21 protein-coding genes are annotated in these 21,915 nt (G+C 47.3%); 14 read left to right on the forward strand and 7 right to left on the reverse strand.

The window, feature by feature from the left end; all coding sequences use genetic code 11:
- Nucleotides 1-327 precede the first annotated feature (327 nt).
- The 3 genes from LA360_RS19855 (at nt 328) to LA360_RS19865 (ending at nt 3,400) form a co-directional block, all read left to right on the forward strand.
- The gene (locus tag LA360_RS19855; protein ID WP_057571300.1) at nt 328-909 is read left to right on the forward strand and encodes a transposase; all 582 of its coding nucleotides are present in this window, start codon (nt 328-330) and stop codon (nt 907-909) included.
- A gap of 237 nt (nt 910-1,146) precedes the next feature.
- Nucleotides 1,147-1,896, forward strand: coding sequence for a hypothetical protein (locus tag LA360_RS19860; RefSeq protein ID WP_022202614.1), 750 nt, complete (start codon nt 1,147-1,149; stop codon nt 1,894-1,896).
- Nucleotides 1,897-2,050: 154 nt separating this feature from the next.
- The gene (locus LA360_RS19865; RefSeq protein ID WP_002585462.1) at nt 2,051-3,400 is read left to right on the forward strand and encodes a glucose-6-phosphate isomerase; all 1,350 of its coding nucleotides are present in this window, start codon (nt 2,051-2,053) and stop codon (nt 3,398-3,400) included.
- Nucleotides 3,401-3,586: 186 nt separating this feature from the next.
- On the opposite strand, the gene LA360_RS19870 is transcribed toward LA360_RS19865, so the two are convergent.
- From LA360_RS19870 to LA360_RS30060, 4 genes are all read right to left on the reverse strand, one after another.
- Complete coding sequence (locus LA360_RS19870) at nt 3,587-4,957, reverse strand: MATE family efflux transporter (RefSeq protein ID WP_057571302.1); 1,371 nt, start codon at nt 4,955-4,957, stop codon at nt 3,587-3,589.
- A 78-nt stretch (nt 4,958-5,035) separates the two neighbouring features.
- Nucleotides 5,036-5,863, reverse strand: coding sequence for a MerR family transcriptional regulator (locus LA360_RS19875; protein WP_022202611.1), 828 nt, complete (start codon nt 5,861-5,863; stop codon nt 5,036-5,038).
- Between the two features lie 15 nt (nt 5,864-5,878).
- Nucleotides 5,879-6,145, reverse strand: coding sequence for a hypothetical protein (locus tag LA360_RS19880; protein ID WP_002585465.1), 267 nt, complete (start codon nt 6,143-6,145; stop codon nt 5,879-5,881).
- A gap of 75 nt (nt 6,146-6,220) precedes the next feature.
- Entirely contained in the window at nt 6,221-6,640 is a 420-nt protein-coding gene (locus LA360_RS30060) for an AraC family transcriptional regulator (RefSeq protein WP_318653992.1), read from the reverse strand.
- A 28-nt stretch (nt 6,641-6,668) separates the two neighbouring features.
- On the opposite strand from LA360_RS30060, the gene LA360_RS19890 reads away from it, so the two are divergent.
- The 8 genes from LA360_RS19890 to LA360_RS19925 all read left to right on the forward strand — a co-directional run bounded on the left by LA360_RS19890 (nt 6,669) and on the right by LA360_RS19925 (nt 14,190).
- Nucleotides 6,669-7,022: a family 4 glycosyl hydrolase gene (locus LA360_RS19890; protein WP_416824156.1), complete on the forward strand. Its 354-nt coding sequence runs from the start codon at nt 6,669-6,671 to the stop codon at nt 7,020-7,022.
- Nucleotides 7,023-7,149: 127 nt separating this feature from the next.
- Nucleotides 7,150-8,256, forward strand: a complete 1,107-nt coding sequence (locus tag LA360_RS19895; RefSeq protein WP_022202609.1) for a hypothetical protein — start codon at nt 7,150-7,152, stop codon at nt 8,254-8,256.
- Between the two features lie 106 nt (nt 8,257-8,362).
- Nucleotides 8,363-9,142: a PrpR N-terminal domain-containing protein gene (locus LA360_RS19900; protein ID WP_225537629.1), complete on the forward strand. Its 780-nt coding sequence runs from the start codon at nt 8,363-8,365 to the stop codon at nt 9,140-9,142.
- Nucleotides 9,143-9,365: 223 nt separating this feature from the next.
- Nucleotides 9,366-10,301, forward strand: coding sequence for a sigma-54 interaction domain-containing protein (locus tag LA360_RS19905; RefSeq protein ID WP_242997615.1), 936 nt, complete (start codon nt 9,366-9,368; stop codon nt 10,299-10,301).
- Between the two features lie 348 nt (nt 10,302-10,649).
- Entirely contained in the window at nt 10,650-11,927 is a 1,278-nt protein-coding gene (locus LA360_RS19910) for a TRAP transporter large permease (protein WP_112481510.1), read from the forward strand.
- Nucleotides 11,928-11,946: 19 nt separating this feature from the next.
- Nucleotides 11,947-12,975: a TRAP transporter substrate-binding protein gene (locus LA360_RS19915; RefSeq protein WP_022202606.1), complete on the forward strand. Its 1,029-nt coding sequence runs from the start codon at nt 11,947-11,949 to the stop codon at nt 12,973-12,975.
- Nucleotides 12,976-12,992: 17 nt separating this feature from the next.
- Nucleotides 12,993-13,676: a cyclase family protein gene (locus LA360_RS19920; RefSeq protein ID WP_022202605.1), complete on the forward strand. Its 684-nt coding sequence runs from the start codon at nt 12,993-12,995 to the stop codon at nt 13,674-13,676.
- Nucleotides 13,677-13,689: 13 nt separating this feature from the next.
- On the forward strand, nt 13,690-14,190 hold the full coding sequence (locus LA360_RS19925) for a TRAP transporter small permease (RefSeq protein WP_022202604.1): 501 nt from the start codon (nt 13,690-13,692) through the stop codon (nt 14,188-14,190).
- 45 nt (nt 14,191-14,235) lie between these two features.
- Here the strand turns inward: LA360_RS19925 and LA360_RS19930 are convergent, their stop codons facing one another.
- Genes LA360_RS19930 through asnS form a run of 3 tightly spaced genes read right to left on the reverse strand, consistent with a single transcriptional unit; the run spans nt 14,236 to nt 18,596 of the window.
- Nucleotides 14,236-16,101 (reverse strand): ATP-binding protein, encoded by a 1,866-nt coding sequence (locus LA360_RS19930; protein ID WP_022202603.1) that lies wholly within the window; start codon nt 16,099-16,101, stop codon nt 14,236-14,238.
- 4 nt (nt 16,102-16,105) lie between these two features.
- Nucleotides 16,106-17,176 carry a metallophosphoesterase family protein gene (locus tag LA360_RS19935; protein ID WP_022202602.1) on the reverse strand — a complete coding sequence of 357 codons (1,071 nt, stop codon included), beginning with the start codon at nt 17,174-17,176 and terminating at the stop codon, nt 16,106-16,108.
- A gap of 28 nt (nt 17,177-17,204) precedes the next feature.
- The gene (gene asnS / locus LA360_RS19940; protein ID WP_022202601.1) at nt 17,205-18,596 is read right to left on the reverse strand and encodes an asparagine--tRNA ligase; all 1,392 of its coding nucleotides are present in this window, start codon (nt 18,594-18,596) and stop codon (nt 17,205-17,207) included.
- A gap of 381 nt (nt 18,597-18,977) precedes the next feature.
- Here asnS and LA360_RS19945 point away from each other — a divergent pair, with 381 nt between their 5' ends.
- The 3 genes from LA360_RS19945 to spoVG all read left to right on the forward strand — a co-directional run bounded on the left by LA360_RS19945 (nt 18,978) and on the right by spoVG (nt 21,735).
- Nucleotides 18,978-20,252, forward strand: coding sequence for a glucose-1-phosphate adenylyltransferase (locus LA360_RS19945; protein WP_022202600.1), 1,275 nt, complete (start codon nt 18,978-18,980; stop codon nt 20,250-20,252).
- Entirely contained in the window at nt 20,249-21,370 is a 1,122-nt protein-coding gene (glgD, locus tag LA360_RS19950; protein ID WP_022202599.1) for a glucose-1-phosphate adenylyltransferase subunit GlgD, read from the forward strand. The genes LA360_RS19945 and glgD overlap by 4 nt, the downstream gene beginning before the upstream one ends.
- Before the next feature lie 77 nt (nt 21,371-21,447).
- Nucleotides 21,448-21,735 (forward strand): septation regulator SpoVG, encoded by a 288-nt coding sequence (spoVG, locus tag LA360_RS19955; protein WP_022202598.1) that lies wholly within the window; start codon nt 21,448-21,450, stop codon nt 21,733-21,735.
- The last annotated feature ends 180 nt before the right edge of the window (nt 21,736-21,915 follow it).

The following is a 21,915-nucleotide window of genomic DNA, read 5'->3' on the forward strand; positions in this document are numbered from 1 at the left end:
AAAAGAAGTGGATAGTATTTGGGGTAAAAGTCAGATAGAGTCTTTTAAAAAGAAGGGGTTAAATATCCGGACCAGTACTAATACTACAGCGAACTCCCTGAGTGGCGTGTTTCCCCTTTTTTGGTATAAAAAGAAAAAGGGGCTGGTACTATGATGAATCCTACGATGTTCGATCCGATTGCATTAGCTGCTTGGTATTCCGATGAAAATAATGATTCCTTACTCCAAACGGAACTGGAACACTATCTTCAGAATTATTTTCCCTGCTTTTCTCTGCAGCCACAACGAAGATTATTCCAAACCTTTATACAGGGGCTTTTGAGCCCGTTGGAACGCAAATCGATTGAGCCAGTCGCCCTTCACTTTTCCGGTGAAAAGTATGAGCTCCTGTCCAGGCAGATTGGGGCAGGCTGCGGCATGTTGTCCGTGGATGACACAAGCTTTGTAAAAAAAGGGAAGCATTCCGCCGGTGTAAAGCGGCAGTACTGTGGCTGCCTGGGGAAAACGGAAAACTGCCAGTCCGGGGTGTTCCTTGCCTGCGCCGGTGACAAAGGATATGGGCTTGTGGATTATGAACTGTACATCCCAAAGGAATGGTTCAGCGGGGATTTTTTCAGGCTGCGTGAGGAATGCCATATCCCGGAAGAAGAGACATTTGCCACCAAAAACCAGATAGCCCAGCGCATGCTCAACCAGGTAATTAAGAGCGGCCGGTTCCAGGTCCAGTGGGTGGGGTGTGATGCAGCCTATGGAAATGACCACGGTTTCCTGGACGGATTGGAGCTGCCGGAAGGTGTATGGTATTTTGCTGCAACCAGAATGGAATCGTCAGATGGGAACCGTGGAAACCGGGAATCCAGCCAGGAGATGCGCCCGGATACAGAGGGAGAAACCTGGCGTATACCTTAACTGTCTAAAGAAAAATCTCACCTCTCAGAATCGTTTTTTAGGAGAATTTGGCGAACGATTCTAGGGACTCTCAACTTCCCAAATCAAAATCCGTTGCTATAATAGACTTTACCGGGAAACGCCTGACTGCAGGGGCGGTTCCCAAACCAGGCATCGGCTGCAGCCAGCAGCCCGGGCCAAAAAATAATATTATTATAGAAACGGGATGGAATCCGGGAAGAAAGGGGAGCTTTTACTATGATGAGCTTTTTACAAACAGGAAAGGCACTGTATGTGCTGGCGGCAATCTGCCTGGCTGGGGTATTTACCAGGCTGATGGCGGGAAGCTTCTACAAACGATTAATTAAAGAGAGCACCAACATGGCACTGACTAAGAACAAATATCTGCGCGGATTGAAACAGAATGCAGAGGATACATATCGTATGAATCAGGGAATGAATAACACACGCGTTTATCTGGAGCGCCAGATGTACAGCCTGCGGACCTTTGGTATGTCCGTCAAGGGACTGGACAACCTGTCGGGGCAGCTGACACTTCTCTGCTTCCTGGCAGGCGGCGGGGCAGCATTTCTCTCTTATTGGTTTAGAAGTGATAACTACTATATTGTATTGTACGGCACCACAGGCATCCTGGCCGGCATGTTTACCATGCTGGTGGATTACGGAGTGAATTTGGAATCCAGGAGACAGCAGCTTCTCACCTGCCTTCAGGACTACCTGGAAAATGTGATGTGGCCGCGAATGAACCGGGAAGGCACAGCGGAGCATGTGCCTGCCGTTACAGCCGAGGAGGACCGCAGGGAGCCGGCTAATCTGCGTTCCATAGGAAGAGACCGCCGTTCAAATAGTAATAACAGAAGGGGGCTGGAGCAGACTGCTGCCAGCAGGGAAAAGCAGGAAGAGAAGTCAAAGGAAAACTGGCTTCAGGATTTGAATCCGGAACAAAAAAGAATGTTGGGGGAATTACTGAAAGAATTCATTTCCTAAAATGCTGACTTTCAGGAATTTATTTCCAGAGTCAGAAAGAAATGGTATTATAAGGGAAATTATGTTATAATTTAAGAGATAAGCGGCTTTACCGCAGCACTGATAGAATCATGGACATATGGTCCATGGACATAAGAAAAGGAGAGCGCGAGTTATGGGAAAGGAAGTTATGTTTGATTATTCCAAGGCAGCAGGATTCGTTTCTGCGGAAGAGATGGCCAATTTTAAGACCACAGTCATGAGTGCAAAGGAGACCCTGCTGGAGAAGACTGGTGCCGGTAATGATTTTCTGGGATGGATCGATTTGCCGGTAGATTATGATAAGGACGAATTTGCAAGGATTAAGAAAGCAGCGGAAAAGATTCAAAATGATTCTGACGTCCTGCTGGTGGTAGGTATTGGAGGCTCCTATCTGGGAGCGAGAGCAGCCATTGAATTTCTGTCGCACAGCTTTTACAATGTGTTACCCAAGAGCGTTCGCAAGACACCTGAGATTTATTTTGTAGGAAACAGCATCAGCAGTAAATATATCCATGACTTAAAGCAGGTACTGGACGGCAAGGATTTCTCCGTCAACATCATTTCCAAGTCAGGCACTACCACAGAGCCTGCAATCGCATTCCGTGTATTTAAGGAAATGCTTATTGAAAAATATGGCAAGGAAGAAGCCAACAAGCGCATCTACGCAACCACTGACAAGGCTAAAGGCGCCCTTAAGAACCTGGCAGACGAAGAAGGATATGAGGAATTCGTTGTGCCGGATGACGTGGGCGGACGTTTCTCCGTATTGACGGCTGTAGGCCTTCTTCCGATTGCAGTAAGTGGAGCGGATATTGATAAGTTGATGGAGGGTGCTGCTTCAGGCAGGCAGAAAGCCTTAGATGCACCATATGAATCCAACGCGGCCCTTCAGTATGCGGCTGTGCGCAACATCCTGCACCGCAAGGGCAAGGCAGTTGAAATCGTAGCCAATTATGAGCCAAGCCTTCACTATGTGTCCGAGTGGTGGAAGCAGCTCTACGGCGAGAGCGAGGGCAAGGACCAGAGAGGCATTTTCCCGGCGGCAGTGGATCTGACCACGGATCTCCACTCCATGGGCCAGTTCATCCAGGACGGATCACGTATCATGTTTGAGACAGTTCTCAGTGTAGAGGAATCTCCGGCAGAGATTCTTCTGAATAAGGAAGACGTGGATACCGACGGCATGAATTATCTGGCGGGAAAGAGTGTTGATTTTGTAAATAAGAGCGCCATGAACGGAACAATCCTGGCCCATACCGATGGCAATGTACCCAACCTGATGGTTAAGATTCCGGAGCAGAACGAGTTCTGTCTGGGAGAGCTGTTCTACTTCTTTGAGTTCGCCTGCGGTGTCAGCGGATATATTCTGGGCGTGAATCCGTTTAACCAGCCAGGTGTGGAGAGCTATAAGAAAAACATGTTCGCACTGTTAGGTAAGCCAGGATATGAGGCTCAGAGAGAGGAACTGCTTAAGAGGCTGTAATGGCGGGCCGGGCCGGCGGGGGCTGGTCAGTCATACCGTAAATCTTAGTCGGATGAAAGCTTAATAGAGATACGGCATAGAGAAAAGGCCGTCCTGCTGATGGGGTGAGTCAGCAGGGCGGCTTTTCGATTGCTCAAAGTTTGGAAGAGAGGGTGGAGAATGGGGGTGGGGAGGGGTTAGCCCGCGTCAGACACTGCGAAGCGTAAGCTCTTTCCTGCGCCCGCTTCTGTCCTGTCTTAGCTGCCGTATTACAAAAGGCATGGTATATACGGCCATAAAGCCTGATACAGCAGGCGCAATCAGTCCGATGACAAACAGGTTATCTGGGCAATAGGTGTAGGCCAGCCATATGAGAGGCATTCTGAGGGCCAGGGCTCCGAAACAGCAGCTGACCATGGTAAACACTGTCTTGGAACGGCCGTTCATAAACCCGTTGAGACAGAATACAAAGGAAACAGCCAGGTAATCAAAGCTGCAGGAATGGAAGAAGGGAATTCCCGCCTCTATGATATCAGGATTGGTGTTAAAGAGTCCAATCATGGTCTGGGGAGACAGCTGGGCCCACAGGAAGAAGACAGAGGATGCCAGTACCGCAAAGCCAATTCCGGCCGTCAGGGACCGCCTTGCCCGTTCCGGCTTCCCTGCGCCGTAGTTCTGGGCCGTGATGGCTGCCAGGGCGCTGGCGATGGAAGTGGCAGGGAGCATGGCGAACACGTCATATTTGCTGGCAATGCCAACCGCGGCGGCTGCGTTCACTCCCAGGCGGTTGGTGACCGAGGTCAGGTAAAGGAAGGACAGCCGCACCATGCATTCCTGGGAGGAGATGGGAATTCCCACCATTGCCAGCTCCTTCAGCCTGTCCCTGTCAATGCGCAGGTTCTTAAGGGTAAAGGTAAATATGAACTTCTTCCTGTTAAGGTAGACAATGGAACATATCATGCTGATGGATTGGGATAGGACGGTTGCCAGGGCTGTGCCGGCTACGCCCAATCCCAGATATTTCACGAAAATGATATCGCCCGCAATGTTGAGCGCGCAGGACAATGCTACAAAGTACATGGGTCTGCGGGAATCGCCGTATCCCCGCAGTAAGGCGCTTATGGCATTGTAGCCGCAGATGAAGAATATGCCGCAGAAGCATATGGTCACATACTGTCTGGCCTCATCCATGGAGGCCGCCGGTGTCTTTAAGGCAGCGAGTATGGCGTCTTTGAAAATCAGCATTCCAACGGTCAGCACCAATGCCACAATTGCAAATACGGACAGAGTGGTCCCAATGGTGCGGCAGGTCCTTTCCTCATCCTTCATGCCGGTGTATTTTCCCACCAGAATCGTGCCGCCCAGAGTCAGGCCGGATACCATGCTGGTGATGATTTGGGTTACCTGGGTTCCGGTAGACACAGCGGCCACGCTCGCCGGCGTGCAGTACCACCCGATGACCATCAGGTCCACAGCCCCATAAAGAGCCTGTATCACATTGGCAACCAGAAATGGGACGGAGAATGCCAGAAGTACGTGAAATACATTGCCCTCGGTCAGCAGATTGTCGTTTTTCATGATGAATCTCTCCTCAATATAACATTTACTAAGAATAAGAATAAACCCTCCAGTAACTGGAGGGTCAATAATAAATATTTATTTTTCCGTACTTTTTGAGAATGGAATCTGTATTTCCGTCACATAACGGGACGTATCATTGGTAAAACCCGCATCAATCAGCGTGATCTCCACGGAATCCCCGCAACAGGAATATCCCATCTGATTCATATACTCCAAAAGCAGAATATAGTACTGCGACGCTTCCTGATGCGTGCCGGAAAACCGCACGCTTACATAATCCCCGGCCTGCAGATACTGTTCCTTACCCTGATAGTGGTCCTCCTTCTCAAGAAGTACGAAGATACCTGAAAATGATTGGAATTTGCGGGCCTTCAGATTGGCGGAGGACAGGGAAACTCCCACCTTGCCCAGAAACATCACAGGTTCCAGGGTATTGGCTCTTTCCAGCTCCCGAAGTGAGAATTCCAGGTCCTCTCCCAGCTTGATATCCTTTCTCAGGTACGCAATCTGTCTTTGGTCAAAATGAAGGGTCCTGATTTCACCGCATTGTGTATGAATGGCATCCTCCAGGGCCCTGAGACGGTATTCCAGCTTCTGTTCAATCTGCATCAGTTCGCTGATTTTTGCCTGGGTTTCATCCTTCTGTTCTTTTAGAAGTCCCAGCATGATATCCACGTCCCTGTTTTCAAAAAATAATGAAATTTTTTTAAGGGATACACCCAGGGCCCGGAGATACTTGATGGTATTCAGGCGTTCAAACTGGCGGGTGGAGTAATAGCGGTACCCGGTCTCCGGATCCGCTGTCTCAGGGTGCAGGATGCCAATTTCATCGTAATACCGCAGGGTGCGTATGTTGATGCCGAACAGTTCGGCCATTTCTCCGATTGTGAAAAGGTTTTTCACGATTTAATCTCCGCTTTATTCTTCGATTACCTGAATCTCCAGAAAATCGAAATCTACTGATTCAATGAAATTATCCTGTGTGAATCTGGCTTTATCATGATACTTGAATTCCTTTACAGTAGAGTCCAGCCAGATGGGTTTTTCCAGATCAAATTCATAACAAATAGAATCCAGGGAATCAAAGACCATCTGAGTTCTGGATAAGGAATAGTCAGATATGCAGACCACAGTATCTTTTAGCAGATGGTTGTCTTTCATTAATTTTCCCCACATTCTGAACATAAAGCTTCTCCTTTCGCAAACGATTGGCGGACATATAGGTTTCTGATGTTTTAGTATAACATCTAATCCGGTGTTTTAAAAGTCATTTTTTAACCGGTATTGTTTTCGGTATCTGGAAGGCGAGGTCTGGGCGTACTGGTTAAATACACGTTCAAAATAGGTGATGGTCTCGTATCCAACGGATTCTGATACCTCCGTGATGCTCATGGAACTGCTGGACAAAAGCTCTCTGGCATGGCGGATCCGTATCATATTAATATACTCATTAACCGTGAATCCGGACGCCTCCTTGAAAATCCGGCTCAGGTAACATTTGTCAGCATAAAAATGGTCCGATATCATCTCCAGGGACAGAGATTCATCATAATGGTCGATAATATAGGAAGCCGCTTCATCCACCTTCCTGTGTTTGGGCTGGGTGGACAGGGGAAGGCCGGGAGGCCTGATGAGAGCCCTGCGCACCATCCCTATATATGTACGTTTTGCAGAAGCCATCAAACAAAATTCCCCGGATGCCTGGATTATCAATTATACCAACCCCATGTCTCTGTGCGTAAAGACACTGTACCTCTGTGGGCCGGTACAGGCAGTAGTTGAGACAAATGCGGTCTTTGAACGGGATGCCATCCGCCCCATTCTGGCCGGAGACCTGCCTGAGTGTGTGAAGGAGCTTATCATGCCGGCGTTTGAGAATCATGAAGCCATACTGGAGGCAGCTCTCACCTGCAATGAGGAGCTGGTAGTCAAGGCATTTATGAATGATCCTCAGGTTAAAGGAAGGAAGTGCAAAGAACAGGATATACGGCTGCTTGTAAAGGATATGCTGGATGGAACGAAAAAGTATCTTCCGGAAGGATGGAGTTCGTATAAACGCTAAAAAATATTGTTAAATAGCAGTACATTTTTCGGCCATATTTGAATTTTTTGTAACATCCCTTGCCCGTGGGGATTATTTGTAGTAAGCTATACGTAATGATAAATGTTCCCATAAGGAGGAAATGCAGGTGGGACAGGCAATTACGGATTATGTAAAGTTCCTGGCAGATGCCAGGGATGCGGTGTACCGTCTTAACTGTGACCAGAATACGGCCGGTCAGCTGGCGGATGAGGAAGAGATGAAAGAACGGGAGCTTGAGACTGCCAGGAAGGCTGTGTCTGACTCCGTGAACCAGACGATTAAGAAGCGTTTGGATGAGATTAATTCCAGCTATGACCAGGAGCTTGGAAAAGGACAGGAACGTCTCAAGAAGGCCAGGGCAAAACGGGAGAAGGCCAAGAGCCAGGGAGTAAAGGAACGGATTGCCGAGGAGACCAGCGAGCTGCGGGAACACAACAGGGACCTGAAGGTCCAGATGAGGACATTGTTCCAGAAGAACCGGGTGCCCGCCTGGTGTGGGACCACATTTTATTATGCTCTGTACTATCCCAGAGGCTTCAGGGAAATTATGATTTTTCTGCTTACCCTGGTAATCTGCTTTTTGGGAATTCCGTGCGGTATCTATTTTTTGATTCCCCAGAGAGTTATCTGGTATCTGGCGGCTGTGTATTTTGTGGATATCCTCCTGTTTGGCGGACTTTATGTGATGATTGGCAATAAGACCAGACTTCGTTACCAGGATACGCTTAAGCGGGGGCGGGATATACGCAATCACCTGAGAGCGAACCAGAAGAAAATAAAGGTCATTACCAGAACCATTCAGAAGGACGGCAGTGAGGATTTATATGACCTTGAAAAATATGACGATGAGATTGCCTGCGTTGAACAGGAGCTGTCGGAGATTGCTTCCAGGAAAAAAGATGCCCTGGGTACTTTTGAGAATGTGACAAAAACCATCATTTCAGATGAAATCATAGCCAGTCATAAGGATAAGTTGGACAGGCTCAGGCAGGAGCTGGATGAAGTGTCCGCGAATCTACGCAATCTGGAGAGCAGTATCAGGGAACAGAATATACGCATAGCAGATACCTACGGTCCGTATTTGGGGAGGGAATTCCTGCAGCCGGAAAAATTGGCCCAGCTTTCCCGAATCATACAGGCTGGTTCGGCGTCTAATATTACGGAGGCCATTAAGATATATCAGGATGCGGGACAGGATTTGGGGCGGCCATAACATTTTAAATATAACAGCTATGTACACAGGTCCTGCAGATTGCAGGACCTGCGTAATTTATGGCGCGGCAGATGTAATTACAATAAACAGAGGAGGGTGCACCAGGTTGGATATACTATTCGTAGTGCCATATCCGGAATTAGAACCGGTAGTACAGGAGGTATACAGGGATTATCCTGAAAAGGACAAGGTCACTGTGGAATTTAAAGTGATGACGGTTGATATGGTTCGTCAGTACAAAATGGAGAGGGAATACGATGTTCTTGTTGGGCGTAACTTTACATTTGAAGAGCTGAAACGCCAGTATCCCACTAAACCCGTTATTAATATCCCAATTACAGGTTACGATATAGTTCAGGCTCTCTACGAGGCCAAGAAGATGTATCACTGCAGGAAGGTGGGAATTGTAGGGAGGTTTTTTCATATGTATCAATATGAACATATGGAAGAGATTACCGGAGTGAAAATCTCCTATCATCCGGTTGATCAGGGACATGATTTGGAATACTGTGTTGCCGAGGCAGTAAGCCAGGGGTGTGACTGTATTATTGGCGGTTATTCCGCATATCTTTATCTCAAGAACTCAAGAACGGATCTTCCGGTAGTGACTATAAAGGTCAGCCGCGAAACCATTTTCAATGTGTTGGAAGAAGCGGTTCACATAGCGGAAGAGGTGAAGAAAGAAAAAGAAAAGTCTGAGCTTTTCAGAATCATTACTCAAATTTCAAATGCAGGAATTTTTTATGTTAATGATAAAGGACAGATTGAGATAGCAAACAGAGAAGCCAGAAAGTTGTTCCCGAATGTGCAGACATTATTGGGGGGGGGGGGCTTATCTAAGGCAAATTGCTCCGTTTATGCAGGAGGAAGCGGAACGCTGTTTTGAGTCTGGTGAAAGAATAGCGGACAGAGTATATCTTAGGGAAGGCACTTCTCTGTCCACTGATTTCCTTCCTGTAAAAATAGGAAATTCCATGCCGGGGCTGGTGGTCAGTTTTATGAATGCCTCAAGAATACAGCAAATGGAGAATCAGATACGACGTCAGATGAGCGATAAAGGATTGGCTGCGCGGTATACATTTCAGGACATTGTTCATAAAAGTGATATTATGGATAGGACCATCGAGAATGCCGGAAGATATGCGGGAGTATCCTCCAATGTTCTGCTGGTAGGGGAAACCGGAACCGGAAAGGAGCTTTTTGCACAGAGCATACATAATGCCAGCAAGAGGGCGGGAAATGCTTTTGTGGCAGTTAATTGCGCAGCATTGCCGGAAAGCTTGTTGGAAAGTGAATTGTTCGGTTATGTGGAGGGGGCTTTTACGGGTTCAAAAAAAGGCGGAAAGATGGGATTGTTTGAGATGGCCCATAAAGGTACACTGTTTTTGGATGAAATAGCAGAGATTCCTTTGACATTTCAGAGTAAACTGCTTCGTGTGCTGCAGGAACGGGAGGTGCGCCGTGTTGGCGGCAACTCAGTTATATCTGTGGATGTACGAATTATTGCGGCCACCAATAAAAATCTGCAAAGACAGGTGAGTGAAGGGAAATTCCGGCAGGATCTTCTTTACCGTTTGAATGTTCTTAGATTATACATCCCTCCGCTGCGCAAACGGAGTGAGGATATTCCCCTTCTCTTTCATTACTATCTTCAATATTACAGTAATCAGTTTGGTTATGAAATGCCTATTTTGTCCGCAGGAGCAGAGGAGATCATTAAACAATATGCTTTCACAGGCAATATCAGGGAACTTAGGAATATAGCTGAGCGGTTGAGCGTGGTTCATAGCGGATTTATGATAACAGAAGAAGAAATGGCAGCAGCACTGGGGCAGGATGATATAGAAATAACTGAGTATTCAGAGAGGACGATGACAACTGGTCCTTCCTATATGATGTATGCGGAAGGCAAAAGGGAGCAGGAGAAACAATACATTCAGCGCCTGTTAAGTGAACACGGATATAATAGGAGCGAGACAGCAAGGGCCATGGGAATTGACCGTTCTACTTTATGGAGGAAAATGAAAAAATATGGGTTGCAGTAGTGATGCGTTGCAAAATTCATCATAAACAACGAATTATTGCTACAATTGAGAAAAAATTAACAAAACACGGAAAAGATGCTCATTTTGACTGATATGAGCATCTTTTTTAATATTATCTGGTAATTGGCGTTGAGACATGAATGAAATCCAATAGAAACATTTTGAAACGGGTATACAACATAATAATACAAAAAATTAAGATTATTTGTTGTAAATAAGTTTTATTGTGTATTATTTATATCCCTGAAAAAAGCTGAGGAAAAAAATTGGAAAGAATATATAATTTGGCACGATTATTGCTTTAAAAAATATAAGAATGATATAAATATAAGACAGGAGGAGAGATTCTTGAATATTGTAGTTTTAATGGGAGTATTTTTTGTATTACTTTTTCTGGGGGTTCCGATTGCATATTCGTTGTGTCTGTCCGCAGTGCTTTACATGGCACTTTTTATGGATGTACCTATGATAATCATAGGACAGCAGATGCTGAAAGGGGTGGACTCATTTACACTAATGGCCATACCGTTTTTTGTAATCGCGGGCGGACTCATGGAATCCGGCGGTATTTCAAAACGGATTGTGAACTTTGCCAGAACAGTGGTAGGTCATCTGCCGGGAGGACTTGCTATTGTTACGGTAGTAGCCAGCATGATTTTTGCAGCCATGACAGGCGCCGGAGCGGCGACTACCGCGGCAGTTGGGGGAATCATGATTCCATCCATGCAGGAGGAGGGGTATGACGGCGGCTACGCCAGCGCAGTCCAGGCCGTGGGAGGAATATTTGGACCTCTTATTCCGCCAAGTATACTTATGGTTCTATATGGAGTTGCATCCGGGGAATCTGTGGGGGATATGCTGCTGGCAGGACTGGTACCAGGCCTTTTTCTTGGGGTAATTGTCACAGCGGTAGTAGTATGGCAATGTATTAAAAAGGGATACAAGGGGGTAGGCCATTTTAGTCTGAAGCGGGCGGCAAAATCATTTTTAGACGCTATATGGGCGATACTTGCGCCTGCCATTATTTTAGGCGGCATTTATTCCGGGCTGTTTACTCCAACAGAGGCATCTGCCGTTGCTTGTTTCTATTGCCTTATCATTGGTTTGTTCGTTTACAGGGAGCTTAATTTCAAATCCCTGGGCAAGGTGGTATTCAAATCAGTCAAGACAGCAGCGGGTATCATGCTGATAGTAGCAGCTACCCAGGCATTTGGATGGGTCCTGACAAGGGCAGGAATACCCCAGATGGTGGCAGAAGGATTTACCTCTGTAATATCAAGCCCAACAGTGTTTATGTTTGCTGTTGTATTCATTCTGATTATTGCGGGATGTTTCATAGATGCAGTACCGGCATTGCTGATATTTGCTCCCATATTGATTCCTACAGCAACCCAGTATGGAATTTCCTTGATTCATTTTGGTGTGGTTATGGTGGTTACCTTATGTATTGGACTGGTGACGCCTCCGGTAGGAATTAACCTGTTTGTGGCATCTTCTGTAGGCGGACAGCCCATTCATAAAATCATACCGCATCTACCGGTACTTATTGCTTCAATTATAGCAGGAACCATAGCGATTGTATTAATACCTGGCATTTCAACATTACTGCCAGCGTTAATGAAATAAAACATAGGAGGATTTTATTATGAGAAAGACTGCACTGTATATGTTATTGGCAGCAGCTGTATTAGGTATGGGAGGCTGCGGCAAAGCAAATCAACCAGCTTCCGCTGATAATGGAGGGACAGAAGCAAAAACAGCAGAAGCATCAATTGAACTTAGCGTATTTGCCGGTTCTGTGGCGGAGAACACGCCCACCGGTACCGGGTTAAAGGCTATGGTAGACTATATCAATGAGAATGGCGGCGGGACCTTGAAAGCGACGGATTATTATGATACAGCTTTGGGAGATGCAACATCCATGGTGCAGGGACTTCAGCAGGGGACAATTGATATTGGGGTATCTGGTACCGCCTATTTTTCAGGATTGGTTCCGGAGGTAGAAGTATTCCAGCTTCCGTTCCTGTTTGATAATCTGGAAGAGGCCAGGGCAGCTGTAGATGGAGCCGCTTCGGAAAAAATATTTGAGAAGTTTGCTGAAAAGGGAATCGTGGGATTGGCTTTCTGGGAGAACGGTTTCCGGGAACTCAGCAATAATGTGAGACCGGTTACGACACCGGCGGATTTAAGCGGTATTAAGATGAGGACTCTGCCTGCAACCGTACAGGTGGAGACATGGAAGGCTTTGGGAGCCCTGCCCACAACCATTGACGCATCTGAGTTATATACCGCATTGCAGCAGGGCACGGTCAGTGCGGAAGAGAATCCGCTTCATGAAATTGTTTCAAGAAAGTTTTACGAGGTACAGCAGTATATAACGCTGACAGACCATGTTTATACCCCGTTCATGATGGGAATCAGCCAAAAAACATGGGACAAATTAAGTGACCAACAGAAGCAGGTTGTGATGGACGCAGCCAATGCAGGTAAAGAGGCCCAAAGGAAAGCCAACGAGGAAAAGACAATAGAGGCAAAACAGGTGCTGCTGGACAACGGATGTGAGATTGTGGAAAATCCCGATAAGGAAGCATTTAAAGAGATTGCAGTGAGCGCCTGGAAGGTTTTTACAGATGAAAATGGTACTGAGCTTCTCGACATCATCCAGAAGAATTAAAGGGGGCACTATAGAATATGAGAAAAATAACTGACCTCACCCTGCCGGTAGTGGAACATTGGCGCTATGGAATCAAGTTTGAACTGGCCACATCCCATGCCAATAAAGACCGTTGGCAGACAACGAAATATAATTTGCAGTCACATTGGTTTACCCATATTGACGCGCCTGTCCATCATGACCCAAATGGCAAGAATCTGGACGCATATCCGATCAGTGATTGGTGTATTTCGGACTGTCTGATTCTGGATTTATCATTTGTGGGTGATAATGAGGCAATAACCGCCCAGATGCTGGAAAGGGCAAACGAACCTTTCAAGGATAAACATTATGATGCGATTATAATCCGTTCTGACCGTGGGCGAAAGGTATCTTGGGAGTCCGTGGAGTTTTGGGATAATTCCTGCTGGGTCAGCGCTGACGGAGGAAGGTGGATCAGGGACTATAATCCGAAGGTGGTCGGATTTGACTTCCCGCAAGATTATGAAATACGCAAAATCCGTACTGCAAAACCAGAGGATCCTATCGTGCAGCCGGTACATGATTTCGTCCTGAAAGAAGGAGGAATATTAATGATTGAATACCTTACTAATTTATGGGAGGTAGGACAGCCAACCTGTCAGCTGATTGCGCTGCCGCTTAACACAAAAAACGCGGATGGGTCCCAGATAAGAGTGATAGCAGTGACAGAACAACCCTAAAGGAGGAATGGACATGAAGGGTTTGGTTTCAAAGCTTGATTCAGGGGTAAAGAGTATATTTGGTTATGTGGGAATTATAATGATTTTAATTGAGACATATGCTGTCTTTGCCCGTAATGTTCTGAAAGCGCCGGCGCCCTGGACAGATGAAACACTGAAAATGCTGTTTGTATGGTCTATATTTATTTGTTCCAGTCTGGCTTTTATGGGCGATGAGTTAATCGGTCTGGATCTTATTCAGGAGAAAATATCTGATAACAGAAAGGCGTATGGAGGTTTAAAAATTCTTCAGTATACCCTTGGGCTGGTATTTGGAGTCCTGACGACTAACTGGGGTCTTAATATCATATTAATGCAGCTTTCCACAAATGAAAAAACAGCTGTAGTTAAATATCCTTTATGGATAATCAACATGGGTTTTCTGATAGGAAGTGCGCTGCCGGTTATATTTGCCGTATGGAAAATATACGGTTGCAGGAAGTACTTTAGGAATGATACAATTAAAACAGAATAAGGCGGACGAAAAACGGGCGGCCGGCAGGCTGCCCGTTTTTCGGCTCTATATCCGCACCAGATGATACTTCACCTGATTCGCCGTCAGCAGCTGCGCCTCCCTCTGATGGCAGGTAAACACAATAATCTGATTATCATATGCCTTCACAAGCCATTTTAATGCTGTCTTCAGGCGTTCATCGTCATACAGCACAAAGCTGTCGTCAAAAATCAGGGGCATGGTATCCCTTCTGCCGTTCTGGACCAGCTTGGCGGCAGCCAGGCGCAGGGCCAGATAAATCTGGTCCATGGTGCCGCTGCTGACCTGCTCTATGGGAACCAGCTTGGACGGCGTGTTCATGAAGACATCCAGATTCTCGTCAATGCTCATGCTGGTGTAAATTCCACCGGTGATACCGGATATGAGGTCAGAAGCCTCCCTGTTCAGGTATAATCCGAAGGAATCGCGGATAGAGGTGGACAGAGCGGTCATGGTGTCCTGGGCCAGATCGATGGCGTCCAGTTCCTCCTGAATGCGCTCGTTTTCCGTCAGCACATGTTTCAGGGCTTCGGCTCTGGTCTTGCAGTCAGCCAGATGTTCCAGCTTCTGCTCCAGTTCCCACTGGATACGCTGCTGCTGCTCTATCTCCCCGGAAAACTGGTCCTCGCTGGACTGGAGCTTTGCAATTTCTTCTGATAACTGCATCAGGGTCTGTTCCGACTGTTCCACGGCCTTGCTGAGCCGAAGAAACTCCGCCATCCTCCCCTCCAATGCGTTCATGGCATCCTGGGAAATGCTGGAGTCACCCAGGTGGCGGGCGAATATTTCCTGCAGAAGACGGGTGCTGGTGTCCAGCTCCTTTCGGAACCGGCGGTTCTTGCCCAGCTTAAGGATGCCGGTTATGCAGGCAGCCAGGGCAATGGCGCCAGATATCCCTGCTGCGGCCGTAAGAGGAAATGGTAGAAGCACAAGGGAGCGTACCAGGTCCGGCGCCGCCAGGCACAGCCCGGAGGCTCCTGCGAAGGCCAGGGTGATGAGGAACATGAATACGGCGCAGACAGTCCTGGATTTCCTGCTGCATGCAGCCAGGGTGTTCTGGTATTCGCCGTAAAGCTTTCTGGTGTCCTCCATGTATTTCTGCACGGATTCCTGATCAGTAAACTGGCTGTTTAAAAGAATCTGCCGTCCTTTGGCAGACTTTTCAAGCAGTCCTTCCTTTTCCTTTTGACAGCTGTCCAGCTGTTTCCTGATTTCATTCTTCTTGTTGCGGTACGCAATTAACTGGTTGGCATACTGGGGCGCGGATATCTCCTGCTCTGTTTTGCGTATATCCCCCAAAAGGGCGGTATAACTGCGTGCAGCCTCAGGAACCATCTGATTCTCCAGTTCCCGCCTCTGGCTTTTTAAGTATGCGGTGGCTTTGGTTATATTCAGGGCAATGCTGCCGGAGGTATTGAGATTGGCGATGTAATTGCGCAGCTCAGCCACCATGCCTCCGTCCGTGGCGCATTTTAACTGGCCGATGCTGATGGTGTTGTCGTAGGCTGTTTCCGACAGGCCGCAGCGCAGCTGGTCCAGAAGGGCTCGGGAGGGTTCAACCTCTCTGCCCCGTGTTTCATTGACAATGGTCAGCTCCTTGTTCTGCTTCTGAAATCTTCTCTGGATACGGTATATCTGGCCTTCGCTCTCCAGCCGCATCCATCCCTCGTAGGTGCCGCTTCCCTTCCAGGGCTCGTATTTGCTGTAGACATCATTCCTGGCTGCCCGGCCCCTCTGTTTCTCTATACCAAAGAGCATTCCCCTGATAAAGGTGTGAAGGGTGGATTTGCCGGCCTCGTTTTTGCCGTACACTACATTCAGCCCGTCCTTAAAGGAAATGTCCAGGTCGTGGAATTTACCGAATCCCTCGATGTGTAGACTTAATATCTTCATGGGTTCAGCTCCTTTCATCGGTGGTATGAAGAAGGGCATTTACCCCGTAATACAGGGCTTTCTTTTCCACCGGGCTCATATCTTCTTTTTGAAGGGCCTGGATATAGAATCCAATCATATCGCTGGAATGCTCGGCAAACAGTGCTGAAAAATCGTACTGAGGCTCAGAGTCATCAATAATTTCCGCAATCCTGTATCTGACTGTGAGCTGCTCCAGGTCAAATTCAATGTCAGGGTCCCTCATGCCCCTGATTCGGAACCGGTAAATATGCTGGGAACCCCGGTTTTCAATCTCATTTGATATGCGGTCGCAAAGCTCTCCGTTGGTAGTGTCCCTGGACACATTCACGGCCAGTGGTATGTACTGGAGGCTGGCAGCAGGAATAAACTGAAGGTTTATCAGTTTCCTGGTGACAGGATGAATCTCTCCCGCATAAAAGCCATGGGAACCGGTCTCGGTCAGATCCAGAGGTTCGGGAGAGCCGCAGTAAGCAATCTTTCCGTCCGCCAGGACATGAGGTTTGTGGATATGTCCCAGGGCGATGTAGGAAAATGGGGACAGCTCCAGGCTGTTGAAATTAATGGGCAGGTGGGCAGTGTCGCCGCCGTGGGCCATGAGGATTTGAATGCGGCTGTTTAAAGGAACCTGTATATCCTCCAGCAGGGGCGCCTTGATTTCGGCCGTGTGATAGCTGAAACCATGAACTTCCGTGTTAATGTCCTCAAAGTAGACAGAGGTCAGATCTTCATCCATAATGAAGGTCACGTTGGGACTCCAGGTAAAGCTTAACAGGGCAGAGTTCTCCCTGATGCGGTCATGGTTGCCTGCTATCAGGATGACCTTTACGGCAGGAATGGTGGAGAAGAGATAATTGACCTCCTTAAGGTCTTTCATCAGCGGCTGCCTGTGAAACAGGTCTCCGCTGATGAATAAGCAGTCCACATCCATCTCTTTTGCCTTTTCTATGATTATCCGGAAGGTATCTTTGATGGCCTGGGCGCGTTCCTTGCCCCAGGGCTTGTTTGCATCGGGACACATACCCCAGTGGATATCCCCGGTGTGGATGAATTTCATGTCTGCCTCCTGTCAAATGTTGGGGTCTTTATAATTCGCAGTTGTTTACTGTTCTTGGGAATGGGATTACGTCACGGATGTTGGACATTCCGGTCAGGTACATGACGCAGCGCTCAAAACCAAGGCCGAAGCCTGCGTGGCGTGTGGAGCCGTATTTTCTTAAATCCAGATAGAAGTCATAGTCCTCCTTCTTAAGGCCAAGCTCGTCCATCCTGGATGTCAGTCTGCCGTAATCGTCCTCTCTCTGGCTGCCGCCGATGATCTCGCCGATACCGGGAACCAGACAGTCTACGGCTGCCACGGTTTTGTTGTCAGGATTCATCTTCATATAGAAGGCTTTGATTTCCTTCGGATAATCGGTTACGAATACAGGCTTTTTAAATACCTGCTCTGTCAGATAGCGCTCATGCTCTGTCTGCAGGTCACAGCCCCAGGATACCTTGTAGTCAAATTCATCGTTATGTTCTTCCAGTATCTTCACGGCCTCGGTGTAGGTAATCCGGCCAAACTCGGAATTTAACACATTGTGGAGACGGTCCAGAAGACCCTTGTCCACAAATTGGTTGAAGAAGTTCATTTCCTCAGGCGCATGCTCCAATACAAACCGGATGATATATTTTAGCATACCTTCTGCCAGGCACATGTTATCATCCAGGTCAGCAAAGGCCATCTCCGGTTCAATCATCCAGAACTCAGCCGCATGGCGGGTGGTATTGGAATTCTCGGCGCGGAAGGTGGGGCCGAAGGTATATACGTTGCGGAAGGCCATGGCATAGGTCTCAGCGTTCAGCTGCCCGCTGACGGTCAGGTTGGTGGCCTTGCCGAAGAAGTCCTGGCTGAAATCCGCCCTGCCGTCCTCTGTCTTTGGGATATTGTTTAAATCCATGGTGGTTACCTGGAACATTTCCCCGGCGCCCTCACAGTCACTGCCGGTAATCAGAGGCGTGTGAACATAGACAAAATCTCTCTCCTGGAAATACTGGTGAATGGCGTACGCAATTAAGGAGCGCACACGGAATACAGCCTGAAAGGTATTGGTCCTGGGACGCAGATGGGAGATGGTGCGCAGGAACTCCAGGGAGTGACGCTTCTTCTGAAGAGGATAATCCGGTGAGGAGGTTCCCTCCACAGTGACCTCGGCGGCCTGAATTTCAAATGGCTGCTTGGCCTGGGGAGTACTTACCAGGGTTCCCCTGACAAGAATGGCTGTTCCCACACTTAATTTAGAAACTTCCGCGAAGTTGGGAAGGGTATCGTGGTAGACAATCTGCAATGTTTCAAAAAAACTTCCGTCACTGACAACAATGAAGCCAAATGCTTTGGAGTCACGCAGGCTGCGAACCCAGCCTCCCACATTTATCTCCTTGCCGAGATGTTCCTCCGGATGTTTGTAAAGTTCTCTTACGGTAATCAGATCCATGACTGATATTCTCCTTTTCTCTCATCTATATATTCAGTATCCCCAATTCCCCTGGAAATGGACGGTAACTACATATACGTGATTATATGATATTTCCCGCCATGTTTCAAGGCTTAACTTTCCCCGGAGCCAGGTGCGAAGCCTGTATTTTCAATATGATTAGATTATCATGATGTTTAGACGGGGACGAGGGGGAGTTATTTAGTGGTAAATTTTGAGAGAGGTACAAGATATAGATAAATCAACATTAAATGGTTAAAAACGGAAAAAATGTCGGAAAAATGCACAAAAACGATGAAATAAATTTAAAAATTTATGTACTATTTACGAAGTTTGTGGTATAATTAAAATACAAAAATTTTAACAGCAAGAGGTGATAACGTGATTAAAAAAGAAATGATAGCTATGCTATTAGCAGGCGGACAGGGAAGCCGCCTTGGCGTGCTAACACAAAAAGTAGCCAAGCCGGCTGTATCTTTTGGGGGGAAGTACCGAATCATTGATTTTCCGCTGAGCAACTGTATCAATTCCGGAGTTGACACGGTCGGGGTATTGACACAGTATCAGCCATTACGTTTAAATTCTCATATTGGAATTGGAGTACCATGGGATTTAGACCGGAACGTTGGTGGTGTAACCATTTTACCTCCGTATGAGCGCAGCAAAGGCAGCGATTGGTACACAGGAACTGCCAATGCCATTTATCAGAACCTGGAGTATATGGAATCCTATAACCCGGAATATGTTCTGATTTTATCCGGTGACCATATTTACAAGATGGATTATGAGGTAATGCTGGATTATCATAAAGCCAATAATGCAGATATCACCATTGCTGCCATGCCAGTACCCATCGAGGAGGCCAGCCGTTTCGGCATCCTGATTACGGACGAGTCTAACCGCATCACGGAATTCGAGGAGAAGCCTCCTGTTCCCAGAAGCAACTTAGCATCCATGGGTATCTACATATTCAGCTGGCCTGTATTAAAGGAAGCTCTGATTAAGATGAAGGAAGAGCCGGGGTGCGATTTCGGCAAACACATCATTCCATACTGCCACGCAAGAGGCGACAGGATATTTGCATATGAATATAATGGTTATTGGAAGGATGTAGGTACGCTGGGCTCCTACTGGGAGGCCAATATGGAACTCATTGATATCATTCCTGAGTTCAATCTGTATGAGGAATACTGGAAGATTTACACCAAGAATGATGTGATTCCGCCCCAGTTTATTTCCAATGAGGCAAATATTGAGAGAAGCATTATCGGTGAGGGAACTGAGATTTACGGCGAGGTAATGAACTCCGTTATCGGAGCAGGCGTCACCGTTGCCAAGGGAGCCGTGGTGAAGGATTCCATTATAATGCAGGGTACCGTCATCGGAGCGGGTACCGTTGTGAACAAGGCCATCATTGCTGAGAATGTAAGGATTGGCTCTGGTGTGGAACTGGGTATAGGAGAGTATGCGCCCAGTACATATGACCCCAAGGTATATCAGTTCGATCTGGTGACCATTGGTGAGAATTCTGTGATTCCTGACGGGGTTAAGGTAGGCAAGAACACTGCCATAGCAGGCGAGACAACCGTAGGCGATTATCCTGACGGATTACTGGCTGGCGGAAATTACATTATAAAGGCAGGTGGCGTAAAATGAGAGCAATCGGTATCGTATTAGCAGGCGGTAACAGCAAGAGGATGCGGGAACTTTCTAATAAGAGGGCAGTGGCTGCCATGCCGGTTGCAGGAAGCTACCGCAGCATTGACTTTGCACTCAGCAACATGACAAACTCCCACATCCAGAACGTGGCAGTTTTTACACAGTATAATTCCAGGTCCCTGAATCTACACTTAAGTTCCTCCAAGTGGTGGGATTTCGGACGTAAACAGGGCGGACTCTTTGTATTTACCCCATCCATCACACCGGAGAACGGCGACTGGTACAGGGGAACAGCGGACGCATTATACCAGAACCTTACATTCTTAAAAAACAGCCATGAGCCATATGTGGTCATAGCGGCAGGCGACGGCGTATACAAGCTGGATTATAATAAGGTCCTGGAGTATCACATTGAGAAAAAGGCAGACATTACCGTTGTCTGCAAGGACATGGAAGAGGGCACGGATGTGACCCGGTTCGGCTGTGTGAAGCTGAATGATGACGGCCGTATCACGGACTTCGAGGAGAAGCCCATGGCATCTGACGCCACCACCATTTCCTGCGGTATCTATGTTATCCGCAGAAGGCAGCTTATTGAACTGCTGGAGCGCTGCGCTGCAGAAGACAGGTATGACCTGGTCAATGACATTCTGGTGCGCTATAAAAATCTTAAGAGAATTTATGCTTATAAGCTGGACGGCTACTGGAGCAACATTGCTTCCGTGGATTCCTATTATAAGACAAATATGGATTTCCTCAAACCTGAGGTGAGGGATTACTTCTTCAAGCAGTATCCTGATGTATACACTAAGATCGATGATCTTCCTCCTGCCAAGTACAACCCTGGCGCTCTGGTCAGAAACAGCCTGATATCCAGCGGATGTATCCTGAATGGTACAGTTGAAAACTCCATTCTCTTTAAAAAGGCATACGTGGGCAACAATTGTGTAATAAAGAATTCTATTATTTTAAATGACGTTTATATTGGTGACAACACGGTGATTGAGAACTGTATCGTAGAGAGCAGGGATACCATCCGTGCCAACACCACACACATCGGCACACCGGAGAACATCAAAATCGTTGTGGAGAAAAACGAAAGGTATACATTATAATACGCACATAGCCCCGCAAATCGCACGGGGAGCGCAGAGCGGGGGACCGGCGGGATAAGACGGAAGGGGTAGAAAACATGCAGGTTACAGACGTGAGAGTGAGACGGGTTGAGAAGGAAGGCAAGATGAAAGCAATTGTTTCTATCACACTGGACAACGAATTCGTCATTCATGACATCAAGGTAATTGAGGGGGAGAAGGGTTTATTCATAGCCATGCCAAGCCGCAAGGCAGCGGACGGAGAGTACCGCGATATTGCTCATCCTATTAATTCCAACACAAGGGATATGATTCAGACCATCATTCTGAATAAATACGAGACAACCTTGCTGGAGAATGAGGCGGCAGCGGATGGAACGGCATAAGATACAGACAGAATAATGAACGGGAGCTGTTTTCCGGATAACGGGAAGTTAACCGGGACGGCTCCTGTTTTTGTGTTAAAAAAACCAAAAAACGTTTGGAGTCCCCTTAAAATAAGGGGGAATCCAAACGTTTTGGAATTGTAAAAACCGCCACACAGGATTTTCCGCCCCGTGTATGAC

The sequence above is a fragment of the Enterocloster clostridioformis genome (assembly GCF_020297485.1).
Classification (GTDB): Bacteria; Bacillota; Clostridia; order Lachnospirales; family Lachnospiraceae; genus Enterocloster; species Enterocloster clostridioformis.

Bases quoted from the DNA above. Each gene is read 5' to 3' on its own strand.
- LA360_RS19860 (WP_022202614.1), top strand. From the start codon at position 1,147: ATGATGAGCTTTTTACAAACAGGAAAGGCACTGTATGTGCTGGCGGCA.
- LA360_RS19865 (WP_002585462.1), top strand. From the start codon at position 2,051: ATGGGAAAGGAAGTTATGTTTGATTATTCCAAGGCAGCAGGATTCGTT.
- LA360_RS19870 (WP_057571302.1), bottom strand. From the start codon at position 4,957: ATGAAAAACGACAATCTGCTGACCGAGGGCAATGTATTTCACGTACTT.
- LA360_RS19880 (WP_002585465.1), bottom strand. From the start codon at position 6,145: ATGTTCAGAATGTGGGGAAAATTAATGAAAGACAACCATCTGCTAAAA.
- LA360_RS30060 (WP_318653992.1), bottom strand. From the start codon at position 6,640: ATGGCTTCTGCAAAACGTACATATATAGGGATGGTGCGCAGGGCTCTC.
- LA360_RS19905 (WP_242997615.1), top strand. From the start codon at position 9,366: ATGGATAGGACCATCGAGAATGCCGGAAGATATGCGGGAGTATCCTCC.
- LA360_RS19915 (WP_022202606.1), top strand. From the start codon at position 11,947: ATGAGAAAGACTGCACTGTATATGTTATTGGCAGCAGCTGTATTAGGT.
- LA360_RS19920 (WP_022202605.1), top strand. From the start codon at position 12,993: ATGAGAAAAATAACTGACCTCACCCTGCCGGTAGTGGAACATTGGCGC.
- LA360_RS19925 (WP_022202604.1), top strand. From the start codon at position 13,690: ATGAAGGGTTTGGTTTCAAAGCTTGATTCAGGGGTAAAGAGTATATTT.
- LA360_RS19930 (WP_022202603.1), bottom strand. From the start codon at position 16,101: ATGAAGATATTAAGTCTACACATCGAGGGATTCGGTAAATTCCACGAC.
- LA360_RS19935 (WP_022202602.1), bottom strand. From the start codon at position 17,176: ATGAAATTCATCCACACCGGGGATATCCACTGGGGTATGTGTCCCGAT.
- asnS (WP_022202601.1), bottom strand. From the start codon at position 18,596: ATGGATCTGATTACCGTAAGAGAACTTTACAAACATCCGGAGGAACAT.
- glgD (WP_022202599.1), top strand. From the start codon at position 20,249: ATGAGAGCAATCGGTATCGTATTAGCAGGCGGTAACAGCAAGAGGATG.
- spoVG (WP_022202598.1), top strand. From the start codon at position 21,448: ATGCAGGTTACAGACGTGAGAGTGAGACGGGTTGAGAAGGAAGGCAAG.